Below are 24,230 nucleotides of genomic sequence, written 5' to 3'. Positions count from 1 at the left end.
GATTCAGCCAATTCTTTCTTGGTTGATTAGCTGTGCGGTGGGTATACTCCCGCAGTGGCAATTAACCAATTAATCGGCAATACCGGGCTCAAAATATTAAGTGGCATTGAACCGCCTGTTTCAGTCACAGTTACAGTACCTCCGCCCGAGCCACTACCAGACACACTTAAGCCTTCGATCTCGGTCAAATCTGGTTGCTGAAACGTCGGTTTATAGAACCCGGGGGTAGAGTTTTGCGCTATATACGAATTACTATCGGGTACCTGTGTATTTGCAGCATTGGTAGCAACCTGCATCCTGCCTGTTACAGTTGCAGAAGTGCCAAGAGGGGTAAAAATTGCCGTATGTAAGTGTGCTGGCATTTGAGTTATATCAATAGTTACCAGTTCAGTACCCAATCTTTCTCCCTGATGATAATCCATCCCCCCAGGTCGTGTGCCTACACCAACTGGACTGCGGCCACGCAAATCAGGTAAACCAAAGGTAGTTCGGGCGTCACCTCCGTATAGAGTGCTAACTAGAGAGAAGAGCGCTGGATTATCTTCAATTGCCTGCATTTGCCCCGAGCACATTGCCCAATTTCTAATTGCAAAATTGCCACCAAATGCGGTTAGTGCCCCAAGATACGGTTCTGTAGCCATACTGTTCTTCCTTTCAACGTATACACTTAAGTTAAAACCAGCTCATAACGAAATTGGTGTGGTTGGTTAAAACTTTCCAATCTCGCATTACTAAATACCGTTACGGGCTTCATCACTGCCGCAAAGCACCGTATTGAGATATTTATTTACTCACAAGTTGAAGCGTGCTGGAGCAATGACATCCCAGCATCTAGCCCAGCCATTTGCGCATAGCGATAACCCGAAAACACGCCTTGCGGTGTAGCAATAACATCTATTGATATGGCGCTATCTAACGTTTTCACTTGTAACCCATGTTGTGGGCTGATCTCGAGAATGCTCCCCGCCTCAACACCGACTAAAGAAGTCTCCATTGCGCTTGCTTGCAAAACATTGGCGACACCACTTGGCAAGCTCAACATCGCACCACCGAAGTCATGATTGCCTGCTCGCACTAAGTTGACGATTTCGCGACTCGTTTGCACGTTCCAACGAATGTGCAGATCATGTTGGTTTACTGCTCGTGCTACTTCGTTGGGGTTTGATACTTGTTCACACCAAACCAGCCCTTGCTTTTGTTGCGCGATGAGGAAGTCATACATCAGCTTAGCCGTCATTTGTGACGCTTTTTTCTGAGCACTGGTTAAGGTCTCAAACGGGTGAAATGGTACCTCTAACTCCATTCCTATAGCGCCGGAATCAGCCGATGCCTCAAGACGATGCAGGGTGAGGCTAAAGGTGTCTAAACCGTCTCTTAATTGCCAATAGAGAGGCATCGGGCCTCGATACTCGGGCAGCTTTCCCGGATGAATGTTGTACAAGTTTCCGTTGAAAAACTGACACAGCGAGGAATGAACTATGTGCCTGAACAAATAGATGACGCCATCCGTGACTCGCCAAGCATCGAGTTGCGCTATCAAAGCACTGCTATCATTGGCGGTATACTGAGCAATATGAATCGATTGAGCGCTCAGATAGCTCTGTAGCTGCTGTAAGTCTGGATTTAGTTCTCCTTCCGGTACTACCACGCCCGCCAATTTATGTTGTTGTGCCAACAACTGAATGATGGGCAAGGCGTAACAACTTCCTGTAAAAACGACGTATTTTTGCTGCATATCGAAATCATCCATGGGTGGCGACAAAACCTGGCAATCCGGTTAACTGATAATAGAAACAGACCTTATCGCCTCCCTTCGCTTCAAAGTAATGGTGTTCAACGGCTTTGGGCTTGGCATCCACATAAAAAGTCATGTCGGGTTTAGGATGGGTAATACCAGAGTCGTATTGTCCGACCATCGCATCTCCGTAAGTATCGATATGGCTGTAAATGGCGAGGATACGTTTTGCCATATCTGGCACATCTTTCGGCAGCTCAATGGTGTTGCCTTGCAGCATTTTTATTCCACCATCTAGCTCAAAAATCTCGCTTCTGAGCAACATGGCTTTATTGACGTTAAGAATTTCTCCCAGATCAATTCGATCATCGATCGCTTCCGGCTGGCAATGGTTGGAATGTGCATACTCTGCTTTTTCCCATTGTTGATTAAATTCCGTCTCCCCGATGACCATCATGGCGCGCACAGATACCTGATTGGGGATCATTTCGCCTTGAATATGTAAATATTGAACCAAATGTTTCGCGATGCTGAGGAACCCTTCCCGACTAAAGCCATGCTGCATCGCTTCAAGTATCAGGAGATCAAACGTTTGAGTTGGCGAAAATTGGGTAGCATCTTCTTCCACTAAGGCTTCAATGTAGTCTGCGATATCGAGATCCGCGATCAATTGATTGAGTGCTTTAATGGCTCCGGGGTGAATATCTACTAGTGTCACCTGAAGCTGCTCTGCGCTAATTCGATCACTTTGTTTGTAGTGAGCAAGTAAAGGCAGCAGCAATGGTGCAAAGGGGCCGCAAGCTGGATAAAGCACTTTAACCTGTGACTTGTTGGCAAGCATATGTTGGATAGCTTTGTTTATACCACACGCAAAGCCTTTAATTCGGTACACATCTTTGATGGTGTGTTTACAGTTAAGTGGGGACATCACCAGCCCAGACGTGGAAATGTACTGTCGAGTCAGTTCCTCTTGAGTGAGTTTAGCCAGAGAAAGAGATTGGCAAGCGTTGCCATACATGCTCTGAAAGGCTTGCACCAGTGTTCGGTGCTCAACTTTCGTCTCCTTCAATACGAGCTCAACTGCCGCAGCGAAACTCTCTTTCAGTTGCCGTTGGCGTTCAGCCGTGCTGAGTTGGTTTTGGAGCATAGCCTCAAGTTGAGTCCGTAATGAGTACTTAAGCAGCTCATCCATTTCGGGTTCAGCAAAACCAAACTGTTGAGTTTGTTGCTGCACTTCTTCAACACCGACCGTCTCACGAGATTGAGGACGTTGCTGGTAGAATTCTATAGATGAGCCTTTTTGCATAATTCATGAACCTCACTTGCCGCTGTAGCAGTAGTTAATGATGTAACACACCTGTACTTGAGAAAAACATATGCCAGAGGTCCACGTTACAATATCTCAGCTCCCGGCTCTAACTTCATAAACCGTACTGACAAAATTGGGCAGAAAAATTGAGATAAAAACAGTTCTAATCCTGTAAATTCAGAGAGTAGTAAATAGTTAGGGTAATAGGCCTTTCGATGTGATTCTTCTAAAGCAAGCGCTTGCCAATCCCCTCGATGGCAAGATCGTTTTACATATGGCAGCCACGCAGTCTCCTTAATAGAGGTAAGCGCGGCACTCAAGTGTGGTGTAATATGAAAGCCTTTTAACAGGCAGAAAAAGCCAATATCCATAGTATAAAGCCAACTATTTATAATATTGAAATTAAAATAATTTTTTCGGCAGTTATTTTGAAATTGCCGATATTTGATTTATAGACTAGAAAAAATCAGTTAGCCAGAATAGAGATCAAAAAAAACACTAAAAATAAGATTGTCAATTTATATCTCTAAAATTAAAGAATTTAATTTTTAAAGTTTAATGAAGTCCAATATAAGTTTAAGGTGTGCAATCTTTTAAAAGATATAAGTTTAAAGATATTTCAAAAAACTTATTAAGAAAAACATGAACTCACAAAAATAAATATCAAAATTATTAATAAAAAAACACCACTAATATAACAATGAATTAAGGTGGTTTGAAGATTAAAATGCCCATTTCATTTTCGTATATAACATTTTAACTACTAGTATTATATATGTAGTGAAATAAGATAAATTTATTCACTCAACATATCCAATCGATTCAGGTTTACTGGGAAAAGCTATACGTTACAACGGAGTGAAATATGGCAAATAGGGATGGAAGAATTCCACTCAACGTATTACGACTCAAAGAACTGAGAAAGAAATTAGGACTGAGCCAAGAAAAACTGGCGGAAGAATGCTTTCAACAGGGTTTTGTCGTATCTATTGCTTCTATAAAGCGAGCAGAGTCTGGGGCGAATGTGCTGTATCGTACCGCATCCAATCTCGCGGAATACTTTTCTGTCCCCGTAGAGGACCTTTTAATAGATCGGGCCTCAGAACCATTATTTACAAATGTATCTTCATCACCACCATATTTTTTTATTTTTGCAATCGAAGCAAAGTGTGATTTGACCGCAAAGGCTCTGCAAACCTTACTTCTCAGCCAAAACACTACACCCATAATACAAAACCGAACGTTTGTTCTTACTTGGTCTTTACAGGAATCGGACGAATATATTTTTGAGCGAATTCGACAACTAGCCCTTCAATTAAAGGTTGCTCTTTCGGCTTCGATTCGGTCTTTTATCAATGTGAAATACATGCATCGAATCACTGAGCTATCGGAACATCCGAATGCGATAACCCCAATCAATGAAATCCTAGTTAAAATCCCTTGGGGAGAAATAGCTGCTTGTCCTTGCTTTATCTCGTCCAATTGTGCCAGACCAATAAAACCTTTTCTAACAGGAGAGCCAGACTTCAACAACTGGCATTTTGTATCCTTACACCAAAACCATACTGACTGTTTCGTAGGGCGTAAACTTGAACTAGAAACATTGAATAGCGGAATCAAGCGATGGCAAAAACAAGAAGCAGGCCAAACGTATTGTATTACTGGTACCGCAGGGATAGGAAAGACCAGCCTACTCAACCAGGTCATTTCGTCTTTGAGTCGTTCTTCGTGTTTAACCACAGAGATTCAAATCCTGAATCATGGCAGTGCTGATCTCTTGTCCCCTCAAAATATATTCACTCGGGCAATTTGTTCATTTACTCGTGAAGATACCGATGATTCTATTCGTCAGCAGACTGTCGAGTCATCAATTCCCTCCTCTTTCCACCTCTGCCTTTATTGGTTAATGGGGGTAACACTCAACGAATCAGAAAAACAGCTGCTGAACTTAATGGAGTTCCAAACGCTGAAACAAACGATAGAGCAATCTATCCCTTTCTTAATTCAACAACGGCAGACCAGCAAACCGCATTTGATTATTGTTGAAGATGTCCATTGGGCCGACGAGGTAATGTTGGCATTTCTTGAGACACTGCTACCTTATATTACAAACACCAATATTTTACTCTTTCTGACGTTTAGGCAGCAAAAACGACTTAGTTCCAAACAATCTTGGTTTGCCAACGTGAATCTAATCGAACTTAGGGAGTTATCATCTGAAGAGTCTTACGAGTTAGCTTGCTCAATCACATGCCAACAGAATAAACATATCAATGACTGTATAAAGCTTGCGAAAGGCCATCCTCTATACTTACGCCAAACACTACTTTGTTCTCAGTTTGATAAAGACGTTCCGGAGTCATTGGAACATTTAGTTTCGATACAATTAGCTCAACTTCCAGCCCAAGATCGCCAAGCACTCTGTACTGCATCTGTGTTGGGGCAGTACTTTCAACTGGAGCAACTGCGTGAAATCACTCGAATTCCCGGCTACGTACCAGATAAGTTAGTCGACGCTGGCTTAGTAAAACTCAATGGCGATCAATACCTTTTCCATCATGATTTGATTTGTAATGCTGTTTTCCGTCAAATAGACAAGTCACAGTGTTCAAAAATACACATGGCCTGCGCAAAATGGTATGAGAACCGAGATCGGTTCTTATATGCAGTCCATATCAATCATGCCAAGGGCGAAGGTGTATTTACTGTTCTTGACCAGACCGCCAAACATTACCTGAGCAATTATCAATTTGAAAAAGCACTGACTCTTATTGAATACGCTATTAAAGAGTCACCTAAAGCACAGATGGCGTATGCACTAAATATGAAAGGAAACTGCCTGTATTCGATGGGACGCATCAAAGAGAGTATTGAGGTTCTTGAGCAAGCGATTCATCACACAGAAAATGATTCTGAACGTGTTCAATACTATTTAGACCTCATTAACCCCTACCGTTTAACCGACAACTTTGTACAAGCGATGTCGATTTTAGACCAAGCCCAAGCCCTGTGCGAAAAGCTGACGTTAAATAAATCTTTGTGTGAAATTCACTCGATGAGAGGTAATATGCTGTTCCCCACTGGGCAGCTAGACGAATGTGAGAAAGAACATTTACTTGCATTAGATTACAGTCAACGAGCAAACTGTTTTCGCGCGAAAGCAAAATCGCTTGGCGGCCTCGGTGATTGTGCCTACGCACAAGGAAAAATGGCTCGCTCATACGAGCACTTAACCGAGTGTTTGCAACTGTGTGAAGAGCATCAGTTGCTTTCGATTGAAACTGCCAATCGCTACATGCTGGCAACAGTGATGATCTATCAACTGCAATCTGACGAAGCACTAAAACAGGCTCAGCATGCCTCGAATCTTGCCTATCTCACGGCAAACCGCCGAGCAGAAATTGTTTCTAGGCTTACGGCTGCATGGATCTTTCTCGACCGTAATGTCTTGGTGCAAGCTGAAAACGAAATCTCGACCGCTCTACAACTTTCAAAACAGCTTAATGCTCATCGATTTGTCGCTTTTCTTTTGGAGTCCAGTGCAAGATTGCACTGGTATCAGGGAAAAGAGGAGAAAGCCCTTTCGGACATCGACACGGCTCTAGATCTTGTTCATATCAATAAGCTACACAATTTTATTGGTCCTTGGCTCGTATCTACCAAGGCACTTATTTGTGGCGATGAATCAACGGCCCTCTCCGCTTTGCGCACTGGTGAGGCTTGGCTAGAATCTACCTGTGTTGGTCATAACTATTTACGCTTTTACCAACAAGGAATCCAAGTAGCGTGGCAGTATAAGCAGCCTACGCTACTTCGAAAATATCGCGATAAGCTGTCTAACTTCACCCAAGAAGATCCGCATCCATGGGGTGATTTTTATATTGAACAAGCGAATCTGATGCTTGCCTTACTCGACCAGTCCAGCTCCGTCTCTGAGTTGTTAAACTTCAATCAGGCCGCGCGTAAGCATCAACTGAATCAGGCTCAAATAAGTGTTGATGAGCTCGACCATTGGCTCTCCACATCTACTCAACCATGAAATATTCAATAAACGAAGAAAGTCGATTAATTGCACCGTCAAGTCATCGTGTTTACTCGATTTACCTCGTCAAACACAGATATTCGAAACCATCGAATATCTGTGTTTTGGCACAGTGTCATCGCTGATGAGATTTATGCTGGCGCAAGATCATTTTGCTCCACCTTAAAGTTCTCGATGCTAGGAACATGCTCAGGCAAAAGTAGAGTAACGCGTTGATTTGCTGCTTCAATCCATTTACCTGAACTATTTTTATATCGATAGAATGCCACGCCTGACTTCCAATCATCATTAAGTAGGAGGTTGAGCGTTACGTTATGAAGATCAGCTCCTAAAGGAGCAATGCCTAGATAAGGCTGGTAGCCCTGCAACGTCACCATGATATGACAATCACGCATCGTGCATTGATAGTTGAAACTACCATTGAGATCAGACACCACATTTAACGGTGGGTTAACGGCCTGAAAGATATGTCCTTTACCCACTATTGATTTGTCTTCGCTGGCCACGAGTAGATTAACATCGAAGCTCACTCCTCCAGGTAAGCCGTTACCAATTTGATAATGAGCAGTAAAAATTGCTTGTGATTCTTTTGAGTCCATTTTCATTGTGTTCTCCAACTGAATTTATTGTCGTTAGTGACCCATTCAATGTAGATAACACGTCATTCTGGTTCAGTATCAATTTAGGCTCAGATCTACTTGACTACATAAATTATCCACGGTCACGCAGATGCCGATCGTTCTTTTCATCAACCAGATATTGTTGCTCTCTCGCTGATGCTTTTGGCGATTTGTACAGAACAACTGATACCAAACTGATATGGTGAATGTATGCATTTGGTTTAATATTTGAACAACTATTCAATACATAAGCCAAATGGAAAAAATAATGGAACATGAATGGATGCAGGGAACTAAAGAAAACCAAGTGGTAGAACAGCACCCTAACCCTCAAATACAACGCCTCGCTGTACTTAGCGCGTACTCAATCTCAGGCAATAATGCCAAACTGTTTATTCAGAAAATGGATAAGTGCGGTTTTCCTAAAGAACGATTACTGACACCTCTTGAAAACACGGTTTCACCGGTTCCCGGTTTGAACCAATATCAAGTCGAGTCACTCATCTTCAATACTCGCTATCAACACCAACCCTTTGTCATTGTCATGTGCGAAAGTACGCAAGAAGTTCAGCAAGCCTATCTAACAGCAACTCAATTCAATCTCCCGATTCGTGTTCGCTCAGGAGGGCATGATCACGCAGGTGAATGCAGTGGTGACAACGTCATTTTGATTGACGTGAGCAGAATTAAGACCTTCCAATTGTGTGACAATATTGCCACCATTGGTGCTGGCTATCGCTTCTATCAACTGACACCAAAACTTGCAGAGCATGATCGAATGATTGCACATGGAACCTGTGCCACAGTTGGGTTGACTGGCTATATTCAAGGCGGAGGATGGGGCCCTTGGACGCGAAAATACGGCATGTGTTGTGAGCACCTAGTGAGTGCAACCGTGGTATTGGGTGATGGTACGATCACAGAAGTCTCAGCAGAGTCCAACCCTCACCTATTTTGGGCACTAAGAGGCGGCGGAGGCATGAGCTATGGCATTGTTACCGAGCTACGCGTAAAAACATTCCCTTTACCCAAAGAGATCCACCGCTTCGAGCTTCAGTGGAACCTCTATCCAAAAATCAACGGTATGCTTCAGCCAATACCAACGCACCCTACCATAGATGTGCTAAAAAATTGGGAGCAGGCTATAAAAAGCCTCGATACGCCTAAACTTCTTGGCACCAACTTGCAAATTGATGCTCTGCCTGAATCATCTAACCACTGTGATATTGAAACCATCAGCCATCACTGCACCATGTATGGCTACTGGGAAGGAACAGAACAAGATCTTCACCAATTTATAGCCGTTCAATTTGGCGCTTGCTTCCCTGATTTAGTTCAAGTCTATGAAGCACATGGCACTGACTTTGACGGGAAGAAATACGATCACTCCCTGATGAGCACATGGGGGCGCGATTCTTTGTGTCAAAACGGTTCTCCTTTCCCTCCCGATTATGACGCCCCAGCACCTCACAAAATCACTTCGCGATTGGTGTCAGAGCGAGGTCTTAAACCAGAAGGCTATACTGCACTTTTGCAAAGCTTAACTTCACCTTTGATAAAGCCAGAAAACCGCGATCAAGGGCTATTTAGTTACGTAACCTTAGGGGCGATCACTGGCGGTTTTTATCATCACTCAGACGACCTTGAAGACATATCTTTCCCCTACCGCCAGTGTCAATATACAGTCCAATACCAAACCTGGTGGAATGAAGAGATAAAGCAAAAACTAGAACTACAAAATAACCCAGTACTTGTTGATGTAAACAGAGCCATGGACTGGATTGATAAAGCCAGAGAAGCTGATATACCGGGAACCTATGGTGCCTTCATCAGCTTTAAAGATCCGGCAATTCCGACAAGCGTTTATTTTGATCGAAGCTACCGCGACTTAATCGGTATAAAAGAAAAATACGCTAAGGATAAGTTTAATCACCTTAGAACTAATAAGACCATCATTTAACATCAATATGCATCTTAAAAAGCATATATTAACAGAACGTCATTTGGCCGTTCTATCACGTATAGAAATTAAAAAAGAGGAAAAATTATGACAACTAAGGGTTCATTTTACGTTAAAAATAACTCCAACGATAAAATCACCGGATATGTGAGATTTAAAGACTCTCCGGAAATGGAGGTTCATTTCGACTTGAATATTGGCGAACAATCTGAATCTGCTAGTTTTGAATCCGGTGCCGCTACCCATGACTCCTGGTATTACAGTTTCAAAAAGGCAGGTAAAACCTATACTGGGGACAAGTCCTGTGCATACTATGCAAAAGATGAAAATAAAGGCCCCGTCGTTGTAGAAATCTTTAATGATAATTTAAAAATATCTCCACCACTTAGCGGTTCTTGTGAGAAAACTTTATAGCTGCTCACCTGATTCATCACTTCGCCCGAGACAGTTGCACAACTTCTCGGGCAGTTTCATTTCTCGGTATTTGGATTGAAGACTCTCCCCATTTTCAATCACAATCTGAAATTGTTAACTTTATGTTCTCACTTTATATCACCACTGCAAGATAATCGAATAAATACAAATCACTTTTAAAATAAACTTTAAATCTAGAGTAACCAAGATTGAAAAAATAAATATATTATTAATTTCTAAGATCAAAGAGTTTTACTTAATACATCACTTTTTATTTTAACTCTATCAACTGATACTAAACTGCTACTGACGTTTTTTGATTGAATGCTTAACTTAATAGCATGCGCTTATCTCAATGGCTAAAACCATTACTAAAGCGCAATTCATCTATATCCACGTAATCTCTAAGCATTTGATTCAGAGGGTTTCTTGGATATTCATCATTCAAGATAAACAACGGAAAGCATGGCTATGTGTACAGATGTTAATATCAATTATGGTTGCAACAACCAAACCTTATCCGCTAGAACCATGGAGTTTGCAGTTAACCTTCAGACCGAGATTTGGTTTAGAGCCCAACAAACTTACCAAATTACGACCTTTACTTCCGACGGAAAAGCCGACCGTGTTTTCAATGGTCAGCCGCCAAAACGTCACAGTAAAGAATGTGAGTTTCGAGCAAATTGGCAGGGAGAGTTGAGCTTCATACACTGCAATGCCATTACCCGGTATAATAACCCTCTTTTAACAGCTGATGGCATTAATGAATCTGGCCTTTCTGTTGGGTCACTGTACTTGCCCATTCTCAATCAAAATGTATCGACCTCTCACATCCCTGATGATGCCTTTGCATTAGGCAGCGGCCTGTTTGGTACTTTTATCTTGTCTACGTTTAATACTGTGGACGAGATGGTGACCTACTTCACCACCCACCCCGTTTACGTGTTTAACTCGACTATTTCAACTGGTGAAACAGAGAGTGACAACATGGCTTTGGACCAGCATTTCGTGATTCACGATGCAAATAATGACAGTGCCGTCATTGAGTTTCTTAACGGTAATATGCATATCTATCGAGCATTCAAAGAAAGCGATATGTTCAGCAAAGAGGAAAATCAGCAAGCACGCTATCAATGTACCGAATACGACTTTGATGATTATAAAGTGGTTGTGGACCACTCCTACGTTGGAGTAATGACTAACTGCCCAAATTACCATTGGCATGTCAATCACCTCTCTTATTTTTCCAATTTGCGCAACTACAACCCAGAACCGAACAATGAAGCAACCATGCAACGTCATGTCCAAGTGCCTGGCCCACTTCAATCAATCAATGGCGCTGGCTTGATGGGTCTACCCGCCGACCCAACACCGCCGTCTCGATTTGTACAAACCTATGCAATTAAGCAGTTAAGCGAACAACCAACTAACTTCGACGAAGCCTTCTCACTCGGACAAAAGCTACTTAATCGCGTTGATATACCTTTGGGCATCATGGCGAATGAGTTTGAGACATCCGATAACCCTGAAGTCTTTTTTAGTGATATTACCCAATGGAGCGTTATTAGACATAACAGTCATCAATCACCCGCGTTCTATCTGCGTACTTACGGAGACATGACTTGGCGAGTCGCTAATGTCAAAGACTATATTGGGTTAAATAGAGACTGTCAGATTTCAAGCGTTTTACAGCTCATGCCAGTTACAACATCATTACCGTTTGAACAAGTCGAATCTCGACCAACTATTAAAATCGCTTAGAGTTAATTTTGAAGCGCAAACAAATGAGAAGCAAAAAGCCAGAGTAAGAAATCAATCTCACTCTGGCTCATAGCTGCATATAGTATAGTTTTATCTGCTATAGATATAACGTATGGTTGCTTTTACACTTGTTACATTCAGTCGATTTACTCTTTACCGAACACGTTGTTCTCTTGTTCTTGAACGCGGATGAATGTAGTACGCTTGGTTAGCTCTTTAAGCTTTGCTGCACCTACGTATGTACATGTTGAGCGAACGCCTCCAAGGATGTCTTGAATAGTGCCGTGAACGCTACCACGGTATGGCAATAATACGGTTTTACCTTCAGCCGCACGGTAGCCAGCGACACCACCTGAGTGCTTATCCATCGCGCTCTTCGACGACATGCCATAGAATTTCATGAACTTCTCGCCGTCTTTCTCGATCACTTCGCCGCCTGACTCTTCGTGACCCGCTAGCATCCCACCTAGCATTACGAAGTCCGCGCCACCACCGAATGCTTTCGCTACGTCACCCGCACAAGAACAGCCACCGTCACCGACGATCATGCCACCAAGGCCGTGCGCTGCATCACCACACTCGATGATTGCAGAAAGCTGCGGGTAACCAACACCCGTTTTTACACGAGTTGTACATACAGAGCCTGGGCCGATACCCACTTTAACGATGTCTGCACCAGCTAGGATTAGCTCTTCACACATATCACCAGTAACCACGTTGCCTGCAGAAATGACCTTGTCTGGGAACTCAGCTCGCACGCGTTCAACATACTCGACCAAATGCTCTGAGTAACCATTTGCAATGTCGATACAAATGAAAATAAATTCATCTGAAAGTGCCATGATGTCTTTGGTTTTTTGGAAGTCTGCGTCAGATGTCCCAGTAGACACCATAACGTTATTCATGGTTACTTTATCTGCTGATTTAGCAAACTCAGCCCAATCTTCTACCGTGTAATGTTTGTGAACAGCGGTCATTACACCATGCTCAGCCAGGGCTTTAGCCATTGCAAAGCTACCAACCGAATCCATGTTTGCTGCGATTACTGGCACACCAGACCATTGACGACCACTATGCTTGAATGTAAAATCGCGGGTTAAATTTACTTGAGAACGGCTCTTAAGGGTAGAACGTTTCGGGCGAAACAGTACATCTTTAAAACCTAACTTAAGTTCTTGTTCGATACGCATTGTGTAATTCCTTGATTCATATGTATATGTGTCATCTCAGAGTGCGTAGTGATTTCGTTGGCAGACGAGTTCACTGTTCTTCGGACACAAAAAAACCGGAGCGTTGGCAGACGCTCCGGTTTTCAGCATTATAGGCTGTGATTTATTTCCTACAAGTCTGATATTTGAATTTTTTTGTGATACCATCTTGATAATCGCATATCAAAAACACTCCTCAAGTCGTTATTTTTTCTCATTATTTATAATTATCAACAACTTAAGAAAACGTTTAAGTTAACCTCTTGCGCAAACCTTTGCGTCATCCCTTTAAAATGAAAACGCATCACCTCTCAAATCTGCCTAAAACTCAATCACCTAATACTAAGATGCCCTGCTAATTCGTAAAAAAGTACTCAAAAAAATCGACCAATTTTCTCAAAAATGCATGAAATCTAATTAAACTCGATAGAGCTCTTGGGTGATAGCGGTACGAAGAGTGCTAACGACATCACTTGCCAAAAGACCAATTTGACCATGCTGACTCACGTTTATATCGGCAGCATGACTGTGAAGTACCACACCTAAACGTGCGGCAACAGAAATTGGTAAACCTTTGGCTAGTAATGCACCAATGACTCCAGATAACACATCTCCCATTCCCCCCGTCGCCATTCCGGCGTTACCCGCTAGACAGACGTACATTCTCGTTCCATCGTAAACAAGCGTCCCCGCGCCTTTTAAAACCACTACACCGCCATAACGCTCTTGCAGTTGTCTTGCAGCAGAGTATCGGTCACTTTCTATTTGTTGAATGGTTACATTTAGTAGTCGAGCTGCCTCTCCAGGATGCGGCGTGATCACTCGATGGTTGTCGCACACCAGAGTGCTATCGCATCGCTGGCTCAGCATCGCTAGAATATTGAGGCCATCAGCATCAACAACTTTAGGTTTCTGCTCTTGAGCCAGATATTGATAGGCTTGATAAGCCCACTCATCATCTCCAAAGCCAGGACCAAACACGAATACATCAGCCCAGCGAATGCGTTTAGTTAAGTCGTTCTCAGTATCCCTGAGTAAGTCAGCGGTGATGCTCTGGCTCATTACTTCTGGGCAACCAACCTGCAGTGGAATAAGGCTACTCGTGTGAGTAATTGCGGCAGTTAAACCCGCTCCGGCTCTAATCGCAGCGGAGGAACATAAACGAATCGCTCCAGACATCCCTTGGTTGCCACCAACACAAAGCAACTTCCCGTTGTCACCTTTATGGACCGTTGGATTTGGCTTGGGCATTAATCTTGAAACAACCTGATGATCAATACCTAATGCACTTTCTACTTCGATAGTATCAAACTTAGTATTGACGCCTAAACCACAAAAGTAGAGCTCGCCAACTCGATCTCTCGCTTGTCCAGTGCATAAGCCTTGCTTAACCCCAATGAAGGTTACAGTATGCTCGGCACGAATAGCATCACCTAAAACTGCACCTGTATTAGCACACAGACCAGAAGGAACGTCGACTGCAATCACAGGGGTATGAATTTGATTAATTTGGTCAATATAGCGACGATACTCCGAACGAACCTCACCGCTTAAACCAGTGCCTAACATGGCATCGATGATCACATCTGCTTCTAGCAATGCGGTATTCCATTCATCCCAATCATTGTTAACACCGTCGATTGACTGCCAGTCTTGGTATGCGCGCAAAGCATCACCTTTTAGCACAGATACATCACCAATTTGGAAAACATGTACATTGAGTTGAGCTTGTTTCGCAAGAGATGCAAATACGTAACCATCGCCACCGTTATTCCCTTTACCGCAAATCACTAAGATATTTTTTGATTTAGGATACAGATGTAAAAAGCGCTCATACACGGCCATACCAGCGCGTTGCATTAAGCTATACATAGAAACACCAGCCATTTGCGCAGCCAGCGTTTCACCGTTTTTTACTTGCTCTGCGGTGTAGAGTTTTAGGGCGAGATTAAAGTCCATATTCACGTTCTACGCATTGGGAAACACAATTATAAGTATACAAAAAAGCCAAGGCGGACCTTGGCTTTTGAGAAAGTTTTTTATCGCTATTGATTCTGAGACATCAGAGCTTCAGCCGTCGCGTCTTGTATAGACAAAAACAACGAGTTGATTTTTCCAGTCGGTGTGCGCATTGGGTTCAACGTAACATTCTGGTACATAAACTCCGCTTGCTGCGTAACTGGTCGAACATTACGACAGCAGAATAAGTAAGGTCGTTGTCGCCATGTGATGAAGCTGCGACAGCCTAGGTCATACACTGGTTTTGTTTTTAATTTAAACCACTCCTGTGGGATTTCAGGGAAGATATCAAATATAGAACGACCAATCGCATCATGAGACTGCAAACCACTGTGATGAGTCATAAACCCATTCCAGACCTGTACATTGTAATCTCGATCAATGACCACTAAGCCCATGTCGACGTTTTGTACCATATCCACCATCCAATGGAATTGTTCAAACTCTGCTGGCATATTCAACATTAGAACTCCTCCATTAGATAAGACAGTTTGTTATCAAGCAGCGGCAAGGATTCATCCACAAACATAAACAACAAGTCACAACGAATCGACGTTCCTTCAATGTTGTAGCTCACTTCGAATGTCATCGTGCGGCTGAATGCTCCAGTTGTAGATTCAATGATCGAGTCAATTGAGATATGCTGACCAAGGAGTACTGGTGGACTTTGGAAGAATCGGACTTCAGACTGCTCGCCTAAACCATTTAAGAACGACCCCACCAAAATATTAGAAATATCCATTAGCAGCTCAAGCTCTTCTAGCTCTTCGCTGTCTGCTGGTACTTTCATCAACTTTTTGAGATCAGATACGCTTGAATCACTCAAAATCACTAGCGCTTCGCCAGCAATACCTTCGCCACAAAATCCCTGACAAACACCCGATACGTTGTCATGCGACGCCAAGTCGCGTAGCGCCATGTGAAGTTCGCTCACTTCAAAGATATTGACGTTCGGCAGAGGTAGTTGCACAAACACGTCAAAGTGACGCGCCAACGCATCGGCTGCTCGACCAATTGAAACGTTAGCCACTTCCATGTAAATATCGCGACGACGTAAAATCGGTAACTCAATAGAGACAGGCGTGATAATTTGAGGACGAGGTTCTGGCTCGACCAACTCTTTAAGCGCCCTCTTGAGTTCATCTTTGGCGATCGGTTTTTGAATAAACGCTTTTGCACCCAGTGCGAACACGCGCTCTTTCGCTTTAGGTTGGATATCCCCCGACACAACAACCACCGGAGTTTTATCCCCCAACCGTTGCATGTGCTCTAGTGTTTCAAAGCCATCCATTTCTGGCATGGTCAAATCAAGAAACATCAATTTAAACTCGTTTTTTTCGAGTTCTGCTAGCGCGTTTTTTCCGTGGATAGCAAACTTAATATCGGCATTCAATGTGGCTGGTAGTGATCTCGCCATCTGTTTGCGTGCTAACGCTGAATCATCACAGATGAGTACGGGAAAAGACATTCAATCACCTTTTTATATTCCACAATCTGCGCCGGAGTCTAACAGATTGTTACAGCATGTAATACGAGAAAACTGACGAGTTTTTTATTTCTTTATTATTCAATAAGCATACGCAATATGAATGAATGAGTGAACAAAATGACTAAAAAGCAAGCATCACATTCGCTGTTTAGTGACATAAAACAAACATGGGTAAAACTCCTCCACCCAAAGTAAGCAAAAAGTTGCAGCTAACATCCAAAGCCCATTTTTGCTCGAATTTCATTCTTTCCATTTCCATAATGGGTAAACAGTAACGCGCTAAAACTAAAAAGGCACCCTGCTAGAGGATGCCTTTAATAACAATTTCATCGATAAGATATCAATTCTATGGCACACCATGACCTTTAGAAGCCACCCATACGCGATACCATTGCTCTCGAGTAAGTTCGATGTTCAATGCATTAACTGCTGTTTGCACACGCTCGATTTTACCAGAGCCAATGATTGGAATAGGGTTAGATGGCAAACGACGTACCCAGGCATAAATTACTTGGTCAATACTCGCTGCGCCCACTTCTTCACGAATTGCTTCTAATTCGTTACGGACACGAACAGCTTGCTCACTGTCACCACTAAAAATTGAACCTCCACCGAGGCAAGACCAAGCCATTGGTCGCGTACGCAACATTTGCATTTGGTCAAGCGTTCCATCGTGAGCAACCTCAAAGTTAAGTGGGTTGATTTCCACTTGGTTAGTAACCAACGGCTTACCTAAGCGAGATTGCAGCAGTTCAAACTGGCGTGGAGTGAAGTTAGACACGCCAAAGTGCTTCACTTTGCCGACTTTGTGAAGCTCAGAAAATGCTTCCGCAACCTCGTCCGCATCCATTAACACGTCAGGACGATGAATTAAAAGTACGTCGATTTCATCCACATTCAAACGTTCTAGCGAGTTATTCACCGATTGGTAGATATGTGCTGAGCTCGTGTCGTAGTGATTGATCTTACGCTCTGGCGTTTTATCGCCACACAAATTGATGTCGCATTTCGTCACGATCTGAATTTGCTCACGAACACTCTTGTCTAAAGCTAACGCTTCACCAAACAACGCCTCACACTCGTAATTACCGTAGATGTCGGCGTGATCGACTGTCGTAATGCCTAACTCAATGTGTTGCTTAAGAAATGACAAACGCTCTTGAGCCGTCATTCCCCACTCAACTGCACGCCAATATCCTTGAACCAGCTCTGAGAACTCTGGGCCTTTTGGTGCAGTTACTACTTTTGCAACCATGGGTTTTCTCCTTCAATTGATCTGCATTCATCGTAGTCTTGTTTTCGTACCGGCTCAACGGGTAAACTTTCGCAATTCGAACTGGAGTACGAAATATGTCTTTTGCCCAACGCCTAGCCACCCTGATCGGAGAAGAAAGCATCAGCGGGTTCGCTCGACGCGTCGATGTGTCTGAAGCTTTAATACGCAAATACCTTAAAGGCAGTGAACCTAGCCTAACTAAAGCAAATCAAATTGCAATGCGCGCCAATTGCTCTCTTGAATGGTTAGCAACGGGATGTGGTTATTTATATCGCCGTGCTGAAGTCGTGGATATGGATGCGTACAAACTTGCCTTTCAACACGTTATGAATCAGCCGTTGTCAGACGATGCAGAAGAGATACACCGCAAGCTAATCGCAGGCTATCAATACCTGCGCGCTCACAAAAAATCGGATGGTTTTTTGGATGAGTCTGCAATGGCGACCTTCCTATCTCTCCATAAAGAATCTAAAAACGAGTCACTTTGACCTCGATAATTTCGCCATCACTGCGCAATTGCACATTTAAGGACGGTGATGGCGTCAGAAACTCGTCCGGTTTTACCCAAAGCAAACTTCGAATCGTTTCTTGTGGATAGCGGTTCATCAACAAAATAACTTCTTTATCGACAAGCTCGGAAGATTTCTTTTCCAGAGCTTCAACGACATCATAGTGTTCTTGTCCGATAGTAACTCTGCGTAAAACTAACCCATCCTTTCTTAAGTTGAGAAGTAAGTCATTCAGACGCTGCCACTCGTATTCAGTGAGAAACGAGAACTGAGCACTTTCTCTTCTCAAAACCACTTCACCATACAAGTGCTGCTGGTAGTACGAAAAATCATCCAAACAAAATGCGCTGATAAACGTTGAGTTGTCTCGCAACTGCACTTCGCAACCATACCAGCTTCCACTTTTTTCTATACGTTCTTTTAGATTGGAATATGGCATTGCTGACAACGTGTCTTGCCACCAGCTCGGCGTTGAAAGTGCCGGAAACGTTACCGAACAACAACATAAAGAAAGTAAGAGTCGAAGATAAAAGCGCATGCACTGCTCTAGTTGGTTGACATCGAACCAAGACATTACTAACTACAAGAAAATGTTCAAGAGAAAAATAGTGGCAGGTGGCGATGAAAGTTATGGTGATGAAAGTTATAACGCAGAAATTAAGAAGGCGCACATGTGCGTGCGCCTCTACCTCGTTACTCAATCGTGAGTGTGCGAATCGGCGATGTCTATTGATGCATCCCGAACATAAAACGAGGACTTACCGTAGGGTTTGAATCCATCCAAATTGTGTGTAAAACCTCACATCCCTCCTTCTGAAGCAGTCATGTTGCTTTACAATTAAAGCATGGTTCATTTTTCTCAAAAAACAAGTTTTTTATCCTAAATTATGAGAGCAATAGCACAATCTGAGTGAATGAATAATATCGCGACACTTCGAACACTCAATAGTGAAAAGCTAAATTGCATCTTTATTGATTAGGTCTAGACTCTGCGAAGCGTATACTTTCTTTCGTCCCTTCCCCCAGCAACAGGAGAGCTTTTTAATGACCAAACGCGAGAGAATTGTGAAATCTGTGTTGGCGCACGTACCGAAAGATGCGATTAACCAGTTTGTCTCTCGAGGGTCAACACCATTTTCTGTTCTCATTATGGCCGCCATTGTGGGTACGTTGGCTGGTTTTGTCGGTACGTATTTCGAGCTTGCCGTTCATTTCGTTTCTGAAACACGAACAGAATGGTTAAGAAGCGAAATTGGTAATGTTCTACCGTTGTGGCTGGCAGCGGTTCTCATTAGCGCACTTTTAGCTTTTATTGGCTATTTTCTTGTGCACCGCTTTGCGCCAGAAGCGGCAGGTTCTGGTATTCCTGAAATCGAAGGGGCAATGGATAATATTCGTCCAGTGCGCTGGTGGCGAGTTCTACCAGTAAAATTCTTCGGCGGCATGGGCGCACTTGGCTCAGGTATGGTGCTGGGTCGTGAAGGCCCAACCGTTCAAATGGGGGGCGCTGTTGGTCGAATGGTGACCGATATATTCCGGGTAAAGGATGACGATACCCGCCACTCCCTGCTCGCTTCTGGTGCTGCTGGCGGTTTGGCTGCGGCTTTTAATGCCCCACTCGCAGGCATTATGTTCGTTGTGGAGGAAATGCGACCTCAGTTTCGCTACTCTTTGATCTCAATTCGCGCAGTGATCATTTCTGCCATTATGGCGAACATAGTGTTTCGCGCCATCAACGGGCAAGACGCCGTTATCACTATGCCGCAATACCAGTCGCCAGAGCTTCAAACCCTATGGCTGTTTTTATTGCTTGGCGCATTGTTTGGCGTGTTTGGCGTGATCTTCAATAAACTGATTACCGTGGCACAAGACAGTTTTGTCGCAATTCACAAAAACGATCGTAAGCGCTACTTGATTGTGGGTTCGCTACTGGGAGGCGTGTTTGGTTTGCTTCTTTTGTACGTACCCCAACTAACTGGTGGTGGTATCGGCCTTATTCCTGACATTACTAACGGTAACTACTCGGTATCTATTTTAGTTTTGCTTTTCTTTGGTCGTGTAATTACAACCCTGCTCTGTTTTGGTTCTGGTGCGCCGGGAGGCATCTTTGCACCTATGCTTGCTCTGGGAACCTTATTTGGTTATGCGTTCGGAGCAAGTGCTGATGTCTTGCTCCCTGCGCTTGATATCGAGCCTGGTGTATTTGCGATTGCGGGCATGGGTGCCCTGTTTGCAGCAACGGTACGTGCACCGATTACAGGTATTCTGTTAGTGATTGAAATGACGAATAACTACTACTTAATCCTGCCATTGATCATTACTTGTTTGGGCGCTGTGATTATTGCTCAATTGTTGGGTGGACAACCTATTTACAGCCAGCTGCTGCATCGCACAATCAAAAACGAAAAGTTACGCCAACAGGATCTACCGGAGAATCAATCAACATAACATTCTCTTTGTTATCACTTCGCTCCAGACTATCAAAGGGTTTGGAGCGATAAACTCTGCATTTTTACATCTTTTCCCAAATATTCGATACCAAACTCACAAAATTATCATTCTCTGATATTTGCTCACCACCTTTCATGAGAAACCCCTCTCCATACTTGTTAGTATTTGCTACTTAAATAGAGCATTTCATCCAAATCGTCATGTTTCGTTTCATTCAGGCAAAAATCAAATGGAGTAGATTTGAACTGGAGAAGACTTGTGCAGTTTTATAGTGTCCCGCCGTCTCAAGCCGCGTTGGCACTAGGTATGATAGGTTTAGGGCAAGCTTGGGCACTCTATGTTCCTGAGATTGGTGAACCGATACGCCCATTTTTGGCGTCACTCGGCGCACTTTTACTCGCCCCTGTACTCATAAAATATGCCGCTAATCCACGATTATTCATGGTCGACATTCGTCACCCGCTGAGTGGTAGTTTAATGGCACCAATGAGTATGGCGTTACTGATCCTTGCAGATTATCTTGCCGCTGTAGCGCCTATCATCGCTTATCCACTTTGGTTTATGGCGCTTTTGCTGCATTTTACTATGATGGTGCTGTTTTTTAGCTTTCAGCTAATGAACTTCAAAATGTCCAATATCGTACCGAGTTGGTTTCTTTATCCGGTGGGGCTAATCAGTAGTTCACTAGCCGGTTCTCAACTAGGTCACAACTTATTCTCCGAAACATTAGCGATGATGTGCATCGGCATTTATTTCTTCATGCTGCCACTCGTGTTGTATCGTTTGGTGTTTTTCGGCTCTCTACCAAGGCGAGCAAGACCGACCCTCGCGATTATGGCCGCGCCGGTAAACTTGTCATTAGCAGCATACTTGGTGAACTTTCCCTTACCTGATCCGATACTGACAGGCGCATTGGCCGGGATCGCCATCACTATGACTTTATTGATCTACTTATGTTACTTCCGCTTACTTCGCTTGAAGTTTCAACCTTCTATCGCGGCAGTAACCTTTCCTTCCGTGATCAGCGCTATCGCAATGCATCGCTTAACCTCTTTTTTTGCCGAATCGCACCCTCACTGGCACTGGCTACACGACTTTGGTTTTCTAGAGCTCAGTATCGCGACTGTATTGGTTGTTTGGGTATCGGCAGGTTACGTCAAAATGTATTGGCCAGAAATCATGAAGTCATTTTCTAAACAAGTATAAAAAAAGGATGGCGTTTGCCATCCTCTTAGCATAGTGCTTTGTTACTTAACGTAAACCGTGCAGAAATTCGGCACGTGTTGCTGGGTTGCTTTTGAAGATACCACCCAACGCTGTCGTCGTCGTTTCGCTGGTTGCATCCATCACACCGCGAGATTTCACACAGTAGTGTGTTGCGTCAATTGTCACTGCTACATCATCAGACTCAAGCAACGTTTGAAGTGCAACAAGAATCTGCTGAGTCATACGCTCTTGAACTTGTGGACGCTGGGCAAAGAAGCGAACGATACGGTTGATCTTTGATAGGCCAATGATCTTGCCACGTGGAATGTAAGCCACAGCAGCTTTGCCATCGATGGTCACAAGGTGGTGTTCACAAGTGCTGGTCACGGTGATGTCCTTCACGCGAACCATCTCGCTCACGTTCATCTTGTTCTCAATCACTGTGATTTTAGGAAAGTTGGAGTAATCCAGACCAGAGAAGATTTCGTCAACGTACATCTTAGCAATGCGGTGAGGGGTTTCTTCTAGGCTATCGTCGGTAAGGTCAAGTTGAAGTAGACCTAAGATCTCACGCATGTGGTGTTCGATCTTCTCTTTCTTCTCTTCACGACTTACGTTGTTTGGACGCATTGGCGTTTCCAAACCGCGTTGCTCTAGCGCTTCTTTTACTAACTTCGCTGACTCGCTAAGACCTGACATTCCACTTCCTCTTTTGTTACTTCCGCTTTAATACAAACCCAATCAAAATTGCATTCATATTTTTCGCTTTGAGTTGCTCAGTTTCGTGTCTTTACACCAAGTCACATCAAATATAGGTACTGAGCTGATTTTATTGAGCTCCGCGGGCTTTTTTACCCCTTTCGGATGGCTGACAAGGATACTCGGATTTTTGAATAATTACACCCATATTTTATAGGTGGACATTCTTACTCAGTCCCCTTTTTATGGTAAAGTTGCCACAAAACAAAAGAACACAGGATTTTCTCAATGGGCTGCTGCGACGCACCTGGCTTGATGCCAATTGAAGAAGCGATGGACAAAATGCTATCGCGAATCAAACCTATCCAAACAACGCTTTCTCTTCCACTTGCTGAAGCACTCGGTTTTGTACTGGCAGAAGACATCCTTTCTCCTATTCACGTACCGCCATTCGATAACTCAGCAATGGATGGCTACGCTATTCGCATTCAAGATCTTGAGTCATCTTCTGTTTTGCCTCTGGCAGGTAAATCATTTGCAGGACAACCTTTTGAAGGTGAATGGCCTCAAGGTACCTGTGTTCGCATCATGACTGGCGCAAAAATCCCACAGGGTTGTGATGCCGTTATCATGCAAGAAAACACAGAAGTAACGGATGCTGGCATTCAGTTCAACCAAACCGACGTGAAGCCGCAAAACAACATCCGCCCAACAGGTGACGACATCAAGCAAGGTGACATCGTACTGGCAAAAGGCGCACGTTTAACACCTCGCGATATTCCGATGATTGCGTCTCTTGGTATAAGCCATGTGACAGTAGTGCGTAAACCCAAAGTTGCGTTCTTCTCTACTGGTGATGAACTTAAACCACTAGGCGAACCGTTAGACGAAGGTCAGATCTACGACAGCAACCGTTACGGTATTAAACCGCTTATCGAGAACTTCGGTTGTGAAGCCGTTGATCTTGGTATCATTCCAGATTGCCCAGAGACTCTAAAAGCGACCTTTGAGCAAGCGCAAACATTGGCAGATGTGGTCGTGACCTCAGGCGGTGTCAGTGTAGGCGAAGCAGATTACACCAAAGACATTCTTGAAGAACTTGGTGAAATTGGCTTCTGGAAGCTAGCAATCAAGCCGGGTAAACCTTTCGCATTTGGCAAGCTAAGCACTGCTTGGTTCTGTGGTCTGCCAGGTAACCCGGTTTCTGCAGTTCTTACTATGTACGTGCTTGTTCAACCAATGCTGGCAAAACTTGCAGGTCATACCGAATGGAAAGCACCCGAGTCTATTCCAGCAACAACCAAAACCGCATTTAAGAAAGCGCCAGGTCGTACCGATTATCAACGTGGTATCTACACATTGGAAGATGGTAAGTTTGTGGTTGAAACAACCGGCAACCAGAGCTCTGGCGCGTTCCGCTCAATGAGCCTAGCGAACTGCTTTGTTGTATTGGAACGCGAACGCGGCCGAGTTGAAGTGGGCGAAACGGTTCAGATTCAACTATTCAACTCAACCCTTTACTAGGAAGTCGT

The 24,230-nt window shown here is 43.7% G+C and carries 19 protein-coding genes; 8 read left to right on the top strand and 11 right to left on the bottom strand.

Annotated features, from left to right (window positions below):
• Positions 1–26: 26 nt before the first annotated feature.
• From N646_RS19600 to N646_RS19590, 3 genes are all read right to left on the bottom strand, one after another.
• Positions 27–641, bottom strand: a complete 615-nt coding sequence (locus N646_RS19600; protein ID WP_017819916.1) for a phage tail protein — start codon at positions 639–641, stop codon at positions 27–29.
• Positions 642–787: 146 nt separating this feature from the next.
• Entirely contained in the window at positions 788–1,735 is a 948-nt protein-coding gene (locus N646_RS19595) for a formyltransferase family protein (protein ID WP_226977233.1), read from the bottom strand.
• A 7-nt stretch (positions 1,736–1,742) separates the two neighbouring features.
• Positions 1,743–3,041, bottom strand: coding sequence for an SAM-dependent methyltransferase (locus N646_RS19590; RefSeq protein WP_017819914.1), 1,299 nt, complete (start codon positions 3,039–3,041; stop codon positions 1,743–1,745).
• 868 nt (positions 3,042–3,909) lie between these two features.
• Here N646_RS19590 and N646_RS19585 point away from each other — a divergent pair.
• Positions 3,910–7,083, top strand: coding sequence for an AAA family ATPase (locus N646_RS19585; RefSeq protein WP_017819913.1), 3,174 nt, complete (start codon positions 3,910–3,912; stop codon positions 7,081–7,083).
• 134 nt (positions 7,084–7,217) lie between these two features.
• On the opposite strand, the gene N646_RS19580 is transcribed toward N646_RS19585, so the two are convergent.
• Positions 7,218–7,691, bottom strand: a complete 474-nt coding sequence (locus tag N646_RS19580; RefSeq protein WP_005373450.1) for a DUF1842 domain-containing protein — start codon at positions 7,689–7,691, stop codon at positions 7,218–7,220.
• 283 nt (positions 7,692–7,974) lie between these two features.
• Between N646_RS19580 and N646_RS19575 the strand changes: the two genes are divergently transcribed.
• The 3 genes from N646_RS19575 to N646_RS19565 all read left to right on the top strand — a co-directional run bounded on the left by N646_RS19575 (position 7,975) and on the right by N646_RS19565 (position 11,841).
• Entirely contained in the window at positions 7,975–9,666 is a 1,692-nt protein-coding gene (locus N646_RS19575) for an FAD-binding oxidoreductase (RefSeq protein WP_017819912.1), read from the top strand.
• A gap of 87 nt (positions 9,667–9,753) precedes the next feature.
• The gene (locus N646_RS19570; protein ID WP_005373454.1) at positions 9,754–10,080 is read left to right on the top strand and encodes a hypothetical protein; all 327 of its coding nucleotides are present in this window, start codon (positions 9,754–9,756) and stop codon (positions 10,078–10,080) included.
• A 471-nt stretch (positions 10,081–10,551) separates the two neighbouring features.
• Positions 10,552–11,841 (top strand): linear amide C-N hydrolase, encoded by a 1,290-nt coding sequence (locus N646_RS19565; RefSeq protein WP_017635214.1) that lies wholly within the window; start codon positions 10,552–10,554, stop codon positions 11,839–11,841.
• 146 nt (positions 11,842–11,987) lie between these two features.
• On the opposite strand, the gene N646_RS19560 is transcribed toward N646_RS19565, so the two are convergent.
• The 5 genes from N646_RS19560 to N646_RS19540 form a co-directional block, all read right to left on the bottom strand.
• Positions 11,988–13,031 carry a GMP reductase gene (locus tag N646_RS19560; protein ID WP_005373458.1) on the bottom strand — a complete coding sequence of 348 codons (1,044 nt, stop codon included), beginning with the start codon at positions 13,029–13,031 and terminating at the stop codon, positions 11,988–11,990.
• Between the two features lie 435 nt (positions 13,032–13,466).
• Positions 13,467–15,008: a bifunctional ADP-dependent NAD(P)H-hydrate dehydratase/NAD(P)H-hydrate epimerase gene (locus N646_RS19555; protein ID WP_017819911.1), complete on the bottom strand. Its 1,542-nt coding sequence runs from the start codon at positions 15,006–15,008 to the stop codon at positions 13,467–13,469.
• 86 nt (positions 15,009–15,094) lie between these two features.
• Positions 15,095–15,532, bottom strand: coding sequence for a PAS domain-containing protein (locus N646_RS19550; protein WP_005373463.1), 438 nt, complete (start codon positions 15,530–15,532; stop codon positions 15,095–15,097).
• Positions 15,532–16,536 (bottom strand): response regulator, encoded by a 1,005-nt coding sequence (locus N646_RS19545; RefSeq protein ID WP_017819910.1) that lies wholly within the window; start codon positions 16,534–16,536, stop codon positions 15,532–15,534. The genes N646_RS19550 and N646_RS19545 overlap by 1 nt, the downstream gene beginning before the upstream one ends.
• Before the next feature lie 367 nt (positions 16,537–16,903).
• On the bottom strand, positions 16,904–17,812 hold the full coding sequence (locus tag N646_RS19540; protein WP_005387688.1) for an aldo/keto reductase: 909 nt from the start codon (positions 17,810–17,812) through the stop codon (positions 16,904–16,906).
• 95 nt (positions 17,813–17,907) lie between these two features.
• On the opposite strand from N646_RS19540, the gene N646_RS19535 reads away from it, so the two are divergent.
• Positions 17,908–18,321, top strand: coding sequence for a helix-turn-helix domain-containing protein (locus N646_RS19535; protein ID WP_005373470.1), 414 nt, complete (start codon positions 17,908–17,910; stop codon positions 18,319–18,321).
• On the opposite strand, the gene N646_RS19530 is transcribed toward N646_RS19535, so the two are convergent.
• A complete protein-coding gene (locus N646_RS19530; RefSeq protein ID WP_080659228.1) occupies positions 18,302–18,916 on the bottom strand; it encodes a hypothetical protein in 615 nt (204 codons plus the stop codon). The two genes, N646_RS19535 and N646_RS19530, sit on opposite strands and share 20 nt — an antisense overlap.
• A gap of 470 nt (positions 18,917–19,386) precedes the next feature.
• Between N646_RS19530 and clcA the strand changes: the two genes are divergently transcribed.
• Both clcA and N646_RS19520 read left to right on the top strand, forming a co-directional pair.
• Positions 19,387–20,790 carry a H(+)/Cl(-) exchange transporter ClcA gene (gene clcA / locus N646_RS19525; protein ID WP_005373473.1) on the top strand — a complete coding sequence of 468 codons (1,404 nt, stop codon included), beginning with the start codon at positions 19,387–19,389 and terminating at the stop codon, positions 20,788–20,790.
• Between the two features lie 243 nt (positions 20,791–21,033).
• Entirely contained in the window at positions 21,034–21,999 is a 966-nt protein-coding gene (locus N646_RS19520; protein WP_086047496.1) for a TDT family transporter, read from the top strand.
• Positions 22,000–22,044: 45 nt separating this feature from the next.
• Here N646_RS19520 and folE read toward each other — a convergent pair whose 3' ends face one another.
• Positions 22,045–22,698 carry a GTP cyclohydrolase I FolE gene (gene folE, locus N646_RS19515; protein ID WP_005373478.1) on the bottom strand — a complete coding sequence of 218 codons (654 nt, stop codon included), beginning with the start codon at positions 22,696–22,698 and terminating at the stop codon, positions 22,045–22,047.
• A gap of 288 nt (positions 22,699–22,986) precedes the next feature.
• On the opposite strand from folE, the gene moeA reads away from it, so the two are divergent.
• Positions 22,987–24,222: a molybdopterin molybdotransferase MoeA gene (gene moeA / locus N646_RS19510; RefSeq protein ID WP_017819906.1), complete on the top strand. Its 1,236-nt coding sequence runs from the start codon at positions 22,987–22,989 to the stop codon at positions 24,220–24,222.
• The last annotated feature ends 8 nt before the right edge of the window (positions 24,223–24,230 follow it).

This window comes from Vibrio alginolyticus NBRC 15630 = ATCC 17749 (assembly GCF_000354175.2).
GTDB lineage: Bacteria > Pseudomonadota > Gammaproteobacteria > Enterobacterales > Vibrionaceae > Vibrio > Vibrio alginolyticus.
This window is presented reverse-complemented; position numbering and strand designations above follow the sequence as displayed.

Bases quoted from the DNA above. Each gene is read 5' to 3' on its own strand.
- N646_RS19580 (WP_005373450.1), bottom strand. From the start codon at position 7,691: ATGAAAATGGACTCAAAAGAATCACAAGCAATTTTTACTGCTCATTAT.
- N646_RS19540 (WP_005387688.1), bottom strand. From the start codon at position 17,812: ATGGTTGCAAAAGTAGTAACTGCACCAAAAGGCCCAGAGTTCTCAGAG.
- N646_RS19585 (WP_017819913.1), top strand. From the start codon at position 3,910: ATGGCAAATAGGGATGGAAGAATTCCACTCAACGTATTACGACTCAAA.
- N646_RS19600 (WP_017819916.1), bottom strand. From the start codon at position 641: ATGGCTACAGAACCGTATCTTGGGGCACTAACCGCATTTGGTGGCAAT.
- N646_RS19535 (WP_005373470.1), top strand. From the start codon at position 17,908: ATGTCTTTTGCCCAACGCCTAGCCACCCTGATCGGAGAAGAAAGCATC.
- N646_RS19530 (WP_080659228.1), bottom strand. From the start codon at position 18,916: ATGTCTTGGTTCGATGTCAACCAACTAGAGCAGTGCATGCGCTTTTAT.
- N646_RS19575 (WP_017819912.1), top strand. From the start codon at position 7,975: ATGGAACATGAATGGATGCAGGGAACTAAAGAAAACCAAGTGGTAGAA.
- N646_RS19550 (WP_005373463.1), bottom strand. From the start codon at position 15,532: ATGTTGAATATGCCAGCAGAGTTTGAACAATTCCATTGGATGGTGGAT.
- moeA (WP_017819906.1), top strand. From the start codon at position 22,987: ATGGGCTGCTGCGACGCACCTGGCTTGATGCCAATTGAAGAAGCGATG.
- N646_RS19560 (WP_005373458.1), bottom strand. From the start codon at position 13,031: ATGCGTATCGAACAAGAACTTAAGTTAGGTTTTAAAGATGTACTGTTT.
- N646_RS19565 (WP_017635214.1), top strand. From the start codon at position 10,552: ATGTGTACAGATGTTAATATCAATTATGGTTGCAACAACCAAACCTTA.
- clcA (WP_005373473.1), top strand. From the start codon at position 19,387: ATGACCAAACGCGAGAGAATTGTGAAATCTGTGTTGGCGCACGTACCG.
- N646_RS19570 (WP_005373454.1), top strand. From the start codon at position 9,754: ATGACAACTAAGGGTTCATTTTACGTTAAAAATAACTCCAACGATAAA.
- N646_RS19555 (WP_017819911.1), bottom strand. From the start codon at position 15,008: ATGGACTTTAATCTCGCCCTAAAACTCTACACCGCAGAGCAAGTAAAA.
- N646_RS19595 (WP_226977233.1), bottom strand. From the start codon at position 1,735: ATGCAGCAAAAATACGTCGTTTTTACAGGAAGTTGTTACGCCTTGCCC.
- folE (WP_005373478.1), bottom strand. From the start codon at position 22,698: ATGTCAGGTCTTAGCGAGTCAGCGAAGTTAGTAAAAGAAGCGCTAGAG.
- N646_RS19590 (WP_017819914.1), bottom strand. From the start codon at position 3,041: ATGCAAAAAGGCTCATCTATAGAATTCTACCAGCAACGTCCTCAATCT.
- N646_RS19545 (WP_017819910.1), bottom strand. From the start codon at position 16,536: ATGTCTTTTCCCGTACTCATCTGTGATGATTCAGCGTTAGCACGCAAA.